Here is a 9,557-nt window from a genome sequence, read left to right as displayed (position 1 = left end):
TTGTCGTTGTCGTAATCGTGGTCGGATTATTCGATTACGACAACGACAACGACAACGACAACGTACCCGGGATCTCGGTCGCCACATCAGTTCTGATCGCACCCTATCGGATGTTGCGCCTCGCGCCACCAGCCTCCAGCACGGTACCGGCCCCGGGGGACTCACTCCAACCGGTAGCGGTCCTTCATGTCCAGATAGACCAGATTGGAGACGGCGCGGATGGCGTTGCTGCGTCGGGTGATCCAGGTCGCGTAGTTTCTTGCGCTGTCGGGCCGCTCGATGATGCCGACGAAGACATAGGGGACACGCTGGCCGCGCAGGTTGCGCGCCTCGATGATGCCCATGTCGCCGCACAACTGCGAGGTGGAGCCGGTCTTGTCGTAGACCCGCACCGAGTCCGGCATGGCATCGACCCCCTGGCGGATGCGGTCGCGGTTGGGCAGGCCCATCAGGTACTTCAGTTCCTCGCTGTAGGGGAGGCGGCCCTGCCAGAGTGAGATCAGGAAGCGGGTGTAGTCGTTGGCGGAGGCGAGGTTGCGGAAGGTGCGGCCGTTGGCGGGGATCTTCTCGACCACGCGGGTCTGCTGAAAGACCGTGGGGGCGTTGCTCTTGAGGACGACCTCGACGTCGCGCGGCCCGCGCCCGGACGAGTGGGTGCTCACCAGGTCGATGAGACGGTTGGTGGCGCCGTTGTTGCTGTGCTGGATCGAGCGCGCCATGGTCGCGCGCACGTCCTCGGTATAGCGCACCCGCCCCGGTGCGTTCTTGGCCTCGAAAAAATAGGCCTGGGCAACGAAGGGCTTGATCATGCTCGCCGCCTGCCGCGGCGCGTCCTCGTTGATCGCGACCAGCTTCTTGCCCGTGGTGAAATCATAGACCGACCAGGCGGTACGCTCGTTCGCCCCGATCAGACCGCCGGCCTTCATCCGGCCCAGCAGTTCGGCGACCTGGCGCTGCAAGCCGGAACTGGCGGCGTAGTCGGCCCGGGCGAAGCTCGGTGCCCCACACAGCAGTCCGGCCGAGGTGGCGACCAGGGCCGCGAGAAACCCTCGTCGATTGAGAAAAAACTGCTGATTGAACAGGTTCGGATGATCGCTGTCAGGCGTTTGCTCATACATCCTCGATGCTCCCCCAAAGTGGTCGAAAACGCCGCCGCAGTGCCGACGGGCCGGGTCAGCGGTCGGCACGGGAATCCGCGGCCGCTGCAAGGCGCCCGTTGCGCGGCGGCAATCGCTTCAAAGCATAGGCGGATGTCCTGCTGATAGCAAGGACACCGGGTGCAAGAAATGCATTACAAGTCAGAGGTATCTAGCGGCTACTTCAAGCAGCGCCGCAGGCCGCGGAGGGCCGCTTTACCGTGAAAGTCGCGCCGGGAGCGCGCTCCAATTCCCCCTCTCCCTTTGGGAGAGGGCGGGGTGAGGGAACGGCCATGGCGACCGCAACTTTCATCTTTCGGGGTGGCGCGGGCGCCATGGCCGTTACTGTTGCAGGAAATAGCCGGCGGCCGCGGCCAGGACACCGATCAGGGCCGCCCCCAGGATCGCGAGGTAGACGAAGGTCAGGCTGGCGCGGACTTGGCGTAGCGTCTGCTCGGCAATCCGCCGGGCGCGCACGACGGCGCCCTCCGCGACCTCGCTCGCCTCGCGCCTGGCCACCTCTCTGGCCTTGGCGGCGATGGCGGCATCGAGCCCGGCCAGCCGCTCTTCGGCCCGGTCCCCGGTGGCTGAACCCTGGGCCGTGGCTTCACGCAGGTATTGATCGACCAGACCCAGGACCTGGGCGCGCTCCACCTCGACCTCGACCCTGACCAGATCGGGCAGGGCCTCCTGGACCAGATGGTCGGCCACGGTGCGCAGCTCGGCGCTGAGGCGCCCGGTGTGCGCCCGCACGCCGGCCTCGCGCTCAGCGGCCAAGCGTGCCTCCAGCCCGTCCAGCAGTTCGGCAAGCCGCGACTCGATCAGTTGCCGGGAGGCGGCCAGCAGGCGCTCGGAGAGGCTAATCTCCAGGTCCCGCAGCAGCGGCTCGATCAGCCCGACCACCCGCGACTCGATGCGTTCGTCGATGAGTCCGCCCGCCGCCTTCTCGATCAGCCGCGTCAGTTCCGGGTCCTGGTCCGCGGCCGACCTGGGGACGACCGCGAGGACGGGCGGACGTGTCGGCACGGGGCCCGTGCCGGGCGGGGACGGGTGCCGGTCGCTCCCGGTGCGCAGCCGCTCGAGCAGGTCCGGGAGTTTCTCCTGGGCCGCCGACTTCGGTAGAATCGCTACCGCACCCCGCTGCCGGGCCGCCGCGGCAAAGTCGGCGTCCTCATGGGCGGTGCACATGACCACCGGGATCGCCGCGGTACGGGGGTCCGCGCGGATGATCTCGAGCGCCTCGAAGCCGTTGAGGCCGGGCATCATGTGATCCATCAGGATGGCGTCCGGCAGGTCGCCCCTCAGCAGTTCAAAGGCGGCCTCCGCGGAGGCCGCGGTTTCGACCTCCACGCCGCAGCGCTGAAGCTGGAGGCGCAAGGCGTAGCGGGCGGACTTCGAATCATCGACCAACAGAATTTTCATTGGGTCCCTGGCTGGCAAGTGAGGCTCGGCGGCGGCGAGACCGGCCGGCAAAATGCCCGGGAGTGTAAAGAAGGCCGGAGCAAAGCGCCATGTCAGAGGGTCCCGTCGGCTTCGAGATGCTCGCCGACGCGCAACAGGTCGCCACCCGGGCGGCGGATGTTATCCTGTCGGCCGCGGAGCTTGCCATCCGCGGGCACGGGCGTTTCCACCTGGTGCTGGCAGGCGGGCGCACGCCGCTCGCCGCCTACGCACGACTCGTCGGCGCGGCGGCCGACTGGTCCCGCTGGCATATCTTCTTCGGCGACGAGCGCTGCCTGCCGGCCGCTGATCCGGGTCGCAACAGTCTGGCCGCCGCGCAGTGCTTTCTCGACCGGGTGCCGATCCCGGCCGCGAATTTGCATCTGATCCCGGCCGAGCGCGGTCCCGCGCCCGCGGCCGCGGCCTATCAGGCGATCCTGGAACCGCGGCTCCCGTTTGATCTCGTCCTGCTCGGCATGGGGGAGGACGGACATACCGCCAGCCTCTTCCCCGGCCATGCGGTCCCCTCAGGCCCCTTGGTCATCCCGGTCGACGACGCGCCCAAGCCCCCGCCGCGGCGCGTCTCGCTGACGCCGCGGGCATTGGCCGCCACCCGCGCGCTGCTGATCCTGGTGACGGGGGCGGACAAGGCCCCGGCCCTGGCCGCCTGGCGCGTCGGCGCCGAGCTTCCGGTGGCGCGGGTCGCGGCCCTGGGCGGGGCCCGGGTCCTGGTCGATCGTGACGCGCTCGGCACTGCCGTCCCCGCCGTGCCCATACCAAACCCCTGACTGCTGTTGGTCTACCAAGATGAAAAGAGTGCAGTGATGAATCTCAACGCCGCGATCCCCCTCGCCCTGCATGAACTGGCCAGCACCGTTTGGGTCGGCGGCATGTTCTTCGCCACCTTCGCCGTGCGGCCAACCCTGAAGGGCGTGGCGGACCCGGCACAGCGCGTCGGGTTGGCAATCGGGATCTTCCGGCGCTTCTTCCCTTGGGTCTGGGTGGCGATCGCGACCCTCTGGGTCAGCGGCTTGTGGATCGGCGTCGCCGCCTACGGCAAGCAGGTCGGCCTGCATGTGCACATCATGATGGGCATCGCGCTCGTCATGACCCTGATCTTCGCCTGGATTTTCGCCTTCCCCTATCGCCAGATGATTCGCATCGCCGGCGGTTACGAGAACTGGGGCTGGGCCGCGGCCAAGCTCAGTGTCGTGCGTAAACTGATGGCCGTGAACCTGGCGCTCGGCATGCTCAACGTGGTCGTGGCCGCCGTCGGGCCGGCGCTGGAACCGGCGGTCCGAGCCCTGTTCAAGGGCTGAGAGACTACGCCGATCATTCCATCGTGTTGCCCGGCGCCGCCGGCCGCGCCTGGACGGGCATCGACACCGGACCCGCGACATGACCGCCACCATCCTGCTGGTCGAAGACGACCTCTCCATCGCCGAGAATGTGATCCTGGCCCTGGCCCGCGACGGCCTTGAGTGCCGCCACGTCACCCTCGCCGGGGAGGCCCTGGCACGGCTGCGGGCCGGCGGCCTGGACCTGGTCATCCTGGACGTGGGGCTGCCGGACGGCAACGGGTTCGACCTGTGCCGGACGCTGCGCGGGTTCTCGGACATCCCCGTCATCTTCCTCACCGCCCGCACCGACGAGATCGACCGGGTGGTCGGCCTGGAGATCGGCGCCGACGACTATGTGCCGAAGCCCTTCAGCCCCCGCGAGCTCGCCGCCCGGGTGAAGAGCATCCTGCGCCGCAGCCGCCGGTTTGCCGACCCGCCACCGCCCGCGCCCTGCGCGCCGCCGGCGCCGTCGGCGCCGCCGCGTCTGATCGCGGTCGACGAGGAACGGGCGCTCATCTGCTGTCGCGGCGTGCCGCTGGAGCTGAGCCGCGCCGAGTATCTGATGCTGAAGACCCTGGCGGCCCGGCCGGAGCGGGTCTTCAGCCGCGGCGAACTGATGGACGCGGCGGGACTCGCCGAGGCGAGCCTGGAGCGCTCGGTCGACACCCACATCAAGGCCCTGCGCGCCAAGCTGGCCCTGCTTGCGCCGGACCTGGAGCCCATCCGCACCCATCGTGGTCTGGGCTACAGCCTGATTCGGGAGGCCCCGATGCGAGAAGTGCCCCGAACAGGGATCGGCGACGGGACCGGAGACTCGGGTTGAACTTCTTTGTCAGGTTCTTCGTCGGCTATGTCATCGTGGCGGCCGTGGCCGTGCTGTTGGCGATGAAGCTGTTCACCGATGAACTGGTGCCCGGCGTGCGCCAGTCGGTGGAGGAGACCCTGGTGCAGACCGCAAACCTCCTGGCCGAGCTGGCCGGCCGGGACATGGCGGGCGACCACCTCGACATGGCGGGCATCGACGCGATCGCCGGCGCCTACCGGCAGCGCCGCTTTCAGGCCCGTATCTACGGGGTCCTGAAGCAGGACCCGAACCTGCGGATCTATGTCACCGACGCCACGGGACTGGTGGTCTTCGACAGCGCCGGCGCGGACCTGGGCCGGGACTACTCGCGCTGGCAGGACGTCGCCCGCACCCTGAGGGGCGAGTACGGCGCCCGCACCACCCGGCAGGACCCGGCCGACGAGGTCAGCTCCATCATGTACGTGGCCGCACCGATCGAGCGCGACGGGCGGCTGGTGGGCGTCCTGTCGGTGGGTAAGCCGGCCCGCTCCTTCCAGAGTTTCATCGACCTGGCGGGGTCGCAGGCCTGGGAATCCGCGATCTGGCTGTTCCTGCTGGCGCTGCTGCTGGCGCTCGGTTTTTCCTACTGGATGACCCGTGACCTGCGGCGTCTGGTGGGTTATGCGAACGAGGTGGCCGAGGGCCGACGCGACCGCATCCCGATCGTGGGGCGCAGCGAGCTGCGCCGCCTGGCCCAGGCCCTGGAGCGCCTGCGCTCCGAATTGGACGGCAAGGCCCATGTCGAGAGGGTCTCCCAACTGCTCGCCCACGAGCTCAAGAGCCCCATCGCCGGCATCCGGGGCGCGGTCGAACTGCTGGCGGAAGAGACCGACCCGGCCCGCCGCCACCGACTGGAAACCAACATCGCGGCCGAGACCGAGCGCCTGCGCCGCATCGTCGAGGGCGTACTCGACCTGGCGCGGGCCGAGAGTCGGGGCCGCCTGGAGGAGGTGGAGGAGGTCGCCCTGGCGGACCTGGTCCACGAGGTGCTGGCGGCCCGCGCCCACTGGCTGGCCGCCAAGTCTCTGGCCGTCGACGCCGAACTGGCCCAGGTGCGGGTCCGGGGCAGCCGCTTCCTGCTGCGTCAGGCCCTGGGCAACCTGCTGGACAACGCCATCGACTTCAGCCCCGCCGGGGGACGCATCGCCATCGTGCTCGAGGGCGATGGCGAGCGCGCCCGCGTGCGCGTCCGCGACCAGGGACCGGGCATCCCCGACTACGCCATGCCGCGACTCTTCGAGCGTTTCTATTCGACGCCCCGACCCGACACCGGCAAGCGGGGCAGCGGCCTGGGCCTCAATCTGGTGCAGGAGGTGGCCCGTCTGCATCGGGGGGCACTGGACCTGCGCAACCACCCCGAGGGCGGCGCCGAGGCCAGCCTGAGCTTGCCCGTAAGGCGTAAGGCGTGAGGAGTGAGGAGTGAGGAGTGAGGCGGGAGGAGTGAGAAGTGAGAAGTGAGGCGTGAGGAGTGAGGCGGGACGCGAAGCGGTTACTGTGAAAGTCAGGCGCCTCCGGGGCTCGCTGGGCCCGCTCGTTCCCACGCTCCGCATGGGAATGCATCCTTGGACGCTCTGCGTCCCGAGTGCCCCGAGCCGGTAGGTCGGGTTAGGCGCGCTCTTGCGACGCTGCCATCTGCGCCGAGCCTGGCGCGCGCCGTAACCCGACATGGCACTGTGGCCGTCGGGTTACGCTTCGCTAACCCGACCTACCCCGCTGACCTTCGCCAAGCGGGCCGATGCGATCTGGAGCCGATCCCAGCGGCCGCATCCCCTCGCAATCCCCATCCAATCCACACCGGACCCTCACTGAGCCCCCACGAGTCCCCCACGCCCCCTGCCTAAGCTGGTCATACCCAATCCATCGAGAGGAGATGACCATGTACCGCGTTCTGCTTCCCATCATCGTCTGTCTGGGCCTCCTGTCCGGCCCCGTCCCGGCCGCGGACCGCGACGGCTGCGACCGCAGCCTGGCGCCCCGGCTCTGGATCCCGGACGGCGACCCGGCCCTCGACCAGTTGCCGCTGAAATCCAGCCATGCCGAGATCCGCATCGACGGCCCCATCGCCCAGGTCCGGGTGACCCAGCGCTATGGCAACGCCGGTACCCGGCCGATCAACGCCCGCTACGTCTTCCCCGGCTCCACCCGCGCCGCGGTGCATGGCCTCACCATGCGGATCGGTGAACGGGTGATCCGGGCCGAGATCAAGGAGAAAGGGGAGGCGGCCCGGACCTTCCAGGAGGCCGCCGCCCAGGGCAAACGGGCCGCGCTGCTGGACCAGCAGAGGCCCAATGTGTTCGCCATGGACGTGGCCAACATCATGCCCGGCGATGCGCTGGAACTGACCCTGGACTACAGCGAACTGCTGACGCCGGAGCAGGGCGTCTATGAACTGGTCTACCCGACCGTGGTCGGGCCGCGCTACGGCGGCGACCCGCTCCGCGACCCGGGCGCGGAAACCAGCCAGGGCCAGTCGGACGCCAAGTGGATCGGCAATCCCTATGCAAAGACCGACCAGGAGGGCCGCAATCCCGCCGCCATCGACACGGGCATCGCGGTAACCCTGGCGAGCCCGGTGCCGATCCGCGACCTGCGCGTGGTACAGCACAAGGTAACCACGCGCTGGGACAGCGACCGCGCGGCGCACGTCGCCCTGGACCCCGCCGAGACCGAGGCCGGGAATCGGGACTTCGTGCTGCGCTTCCGCCTGGCGGGCGACCAGGTGCTCTCCGGCCTCATGACCTATACCCGCGAGTCGGAGCACTACTTCCTGCTGATGGCCCAGCCGCCGCAGCGCGTCGCACCGGCGCAGATCATGCGGCGGGAGTTTCTCTTCGTCGTGGATGTCTCCGGCTCCATGAACGGCTTCCCGCTGCAGACAGCGGGCGCCCTGATGGCCCGCCTGCTCGCCGGGCTGCGCCCGCAGGAGACCTTCAACATCCTGTTCTTCTCGGGGGCCTCGGACGCACTCTCGCCCACGCCGCTGGCCGCGACCCCGGAGAACATCCGCCGCGCCGTCGCGGCGCTGAATGGGCAGCAGGGCGGCGGCGGCACCGAACTCGGCGCGGCCCTGGAGCGTGCCTTCGCGCTGCCGCGCACCCCGGACCTGGCGCGCAGTGTCGTGGTGGTAACCGACGGCTTTATCAGCGCCGAGCGCGGCGTCTACGACCTGATCCGCCGCAACCTGAACGACAGCAACCTGTTCGCCTTCGGCATCGGCAGCTCGGTGAACCGCTTCCTGATCGAGTCCATGGCCCAGGCCGGGGCCGGCGAGCCGTTCGTCGTCACCGACTCCGCCGCGGCCATGGAGGTCGGTGAGCGCTTCCGTCGCTACGTCGATGCGCCGCTCTTGAGCGGTATCCGGCTCCAGGGCCAGGGGGTGGAACTCTATGACCTCGAACCCCGGGAGATCCCGGTGATGCTCGCGGAGCGCCCCATCGTGGTGCTCGGCAAGTACCGCGCCGCCGGTCCCGAGGCCCGCCTGGAACTGACCGGGCGCACCGCGGAGGGCGAGTACAGCACGGCCTTGCCACTCGCCGAGGCCACCAGTGGGGAGGATGCCGCCCTGCTGCCCGTGCTCTGGGCCAGGCAGCGGCTGGTACGCCTTTCGGACCAGGCGGGGGAGGGCGTGGAGGCGAACCGGGACGCGATCCTGAGCCTCGGCCTGCGCTACGCCCTCCTGACCCGCTACACCTCCTTCGTCGGTGTCGATGAGGTGATCGCCAATCCGCAGGGCGGGGCCCGCACCGTCCAACAACCCCTGCCGCTGCCCCAGGGGGTCTCGGAACTGGCCCTGGCGCCGAACCCCATGCCGGAGCCGGAGGCTACCTGGCTGGCGCTGATACTGCTGCTGGTTGCCTTCCTGAATCGGGGCCTGCGGGTCCTGAATCGGCTGGGGCCGGCGGCGGCCGGGTCCGCCCGGGGGCTGGGTCATGGTCGGCGCTGAGTGCAGAACCGGGTTGCAGGCCTGGCACTGGGCCCTGGTCCTGTTGGCGGTCGTGGCCCTCAAGCAGGGCTACGGCCTCGCCGGGGCCGCGCAACTGCAATGGCTGCTCGCGCCCCTGGCCGAGGTGCTGAACCGGGTCGGCGGTCTCGCCTTCGAGCCGCAGCCCGGCGGGGACTGGCTGGACGCCGGGCACCGGGTGGTGCTGGTGAAGGCCTGTGCCGGCGGCAACTTCCTGCTGACCGTCTGGCTCGCCTGGCTCTGGCGCTGGCGCTGGCGGCAGCGGTCCGCTCCGCTCGCCACGGTCCTCATCGCCGCCGGGGCGGCCTGGGTCACCACCCTGGCCGCCAACGCCCTGCGCATCCTGCTCGCCGTCCACGGTCAGGATGCGCTCGCCCACCTGGGGGGCCTCACGCCCGCCGACAGCCACCGACTCATCGGCATCGGCGTCTACTTCCTCGCCCTGTGGGCCCTGCTCGCCCGTCCGGGTCGGGTCCAGTCGGCCCTGATCGTCGCCGCCGGTCTGTACCTGGGAGTCAACCTGCTGCTCCCGGCGCTGCGGGCCTGGTGGCTGGGCCTGCCCGCCATCGACCCCGGACATCTGCTGTGGACGGCCGGAGTTCCGCTCGCTGCGATCGGTGCGGCGGGCATCCTGCCAGCCAAAGCACGGCTTCTGCGGTGGATGGCCGGTAACCGTTTACCGTGAAAGTGCGTAGTCAGGCCATCCTGGCCTGACGATGTCGGGGCTGGAACAGTCAGGGCTGGAAGCCCTGACTACGCCGCCCCGCACGCTGGCCATCGAGCTAGCGGTCGAGAGGACTTTCATGTTCCGGGGTGGCGCGGGTGCCATGACCGTT

Annotated in this window: 8 protein-coding genes; 6 read left to right on the top strand and 2 right to left on the bottom strand. The window is 69.6% G+C overall.

Translation table 11 applies throughout. The features are described 5' to 3' along the window. Positions 1-161: 161 nt before the first annotated feature. Together QZY48_RS04235 and QZY48_RS04230 are read right to left on the bottom strand one after the other, a co-directional pair. Positions 162-1,118: a serine hydrolase gene (locus QZY48_RS04235; RefSeq protein ID WP_295428136.1), complete on the bottom strand. Its 957-nt coding sequence runs from the start codon at positions 1,116-1,118 to the stop codon at positions 162-164. Positions 1,119-1,478: 360 nt separating this feature from the next. After that, a complete protein-coding gene (locus QZY48_RS04230) occupies positions 1,479-2,546 on the bottom strand; it encodes a hybrid sensor histidine kinase/response regulator (protein WP_295428133.1) in 1,068 nt (355 codons plus the stop codon). Between the two features lie 101 nt (positions 2,547-2,647). Here QZY48_RS04230 and pgl point away from each other — a divergent pair, with 101 nt between their 5' ends. From pgl to xrtK, 6 genes are all read left to right on the top strand, one after another. Beyond that, entirely contained in the window at positions 2,648-3,364 is a 717-nt protein-coding gene (pgl, locus tag QZY48_RS04225) for a 6-phosphogluconolactonase (RefSeq protein WP_295428129.1), read from the top strand. 36 nt (positions 3,365-3,400) lie between these two features. After that, on the top strand, positions 3,401-3,895 hold the full coding sequence (locus QZY48_RS04220; protein ID WP_295428126.1) for a hypothetical protein: 495 nt from the start codon (positions 3,401-3,403) through the stop codon (positions 3,893-3,895). A 79-nt stretch (positions 3,896-3,974) separates the two neighbouring features. Beyond that, positions 3,975-4,739 (top strand): two-component system response regulator CreB, encoded by a 765-nt coding sequence (gene creB, locus QZY48_RS04215; protein WP_295428123.1) that lies wholly within the window; start codon positions 3,975-3,977, stop codon positions 4,737-4,739. Further along, entirely contained in the window at positions 4,736-6,169 is a 1,434-nt protein-coding gene (creC, locus tag QZY48_RS04210; protein WP_295428120.1) for a two-component system sensor histidine kinase CreC, read from the top strand. Before creB ends, creC begins: the two co-directional genes overlap by 4 nt. Positions 6,170-6,636: 467 nt before the next feature. Beyond that, positions 6,637-8,703: a VIT domain-containing protein gene (locus tag QZY48_RS04205; RefSeq protein ID WP_295428117.1), complete on the top strand. Its 2,067-nt coding sequence runs from the start codon at positions 6,637-6,639 to the stop codon at positions 8,701-8,703. Further along, a complete protein-coding gene (gene xrtK, locus QZY48_RS04200) occupies positions 8,690-9,406 on the top strand; it encodes an exosortase K (protein WP_295428115.1) in 717 nt (238 codons plus the stop codon). Before QZY48_RS04205 ends, xrtK begins: the two co-directional genes overlap by 14 nt. The last annotated feature ends 151 nt before the right edge of the window (positions 9,407-9,557 follow it).

It is taken from the genome of uncultured Thiodictyon sp., from assembly GCF_903828115.1.
Taxonomy (GTDB): Bacteria; Pseudomonadota; Gammaproteobacteria; order Chromatiales; family Chromatiaceae; genus Thiodictyon.
This window is presented reverse-complemented; position numbering and strand designations above follow the sequence as displayed.

Coding starts and splice junctions, on each gene's coding strand:
- QZY48_RS04220 (WP_295428126.1), top strand. CDS start 3,401: ATGAATCTCAACGCCGCGATCCCCCTCGCCCTGCATGAACTGGCCAGC.
- creB (WP_295428123.1), top strand. CDS start 3,975: ATGACCGCCACCATCCTGCTGGTCGAAGACGACCTCTCCATCGCCGAG.
- xrtK (WP_295428115.1), top strand. CDS start 8,690: ATGGTCGGCGCTGAGTGCAGAACCGGGTTGCAGGCCTGGCACTGGGCC.
- pgl (WP_295428129.1), top strand. CDS start 2,648: ATGTCAGAGGGTCCCGTCGGCTTCGAGATGCTCGCCGACGCGCAACAG.
- QZY48_RS04235 (WP_295428136.1), bottom strand. CDS start 1,118: ATGTATGAGCAAACGCCTGACAGCGATCATCCGAACCTGTTCAATCAG.
- QZY48_RS04205 (WP_295428117.1), top strand. CDS start 6,637: ATGTACCGCGTTCTGCTTCCCATCATCGTCTGTCTGGGCCTCCTGTCC.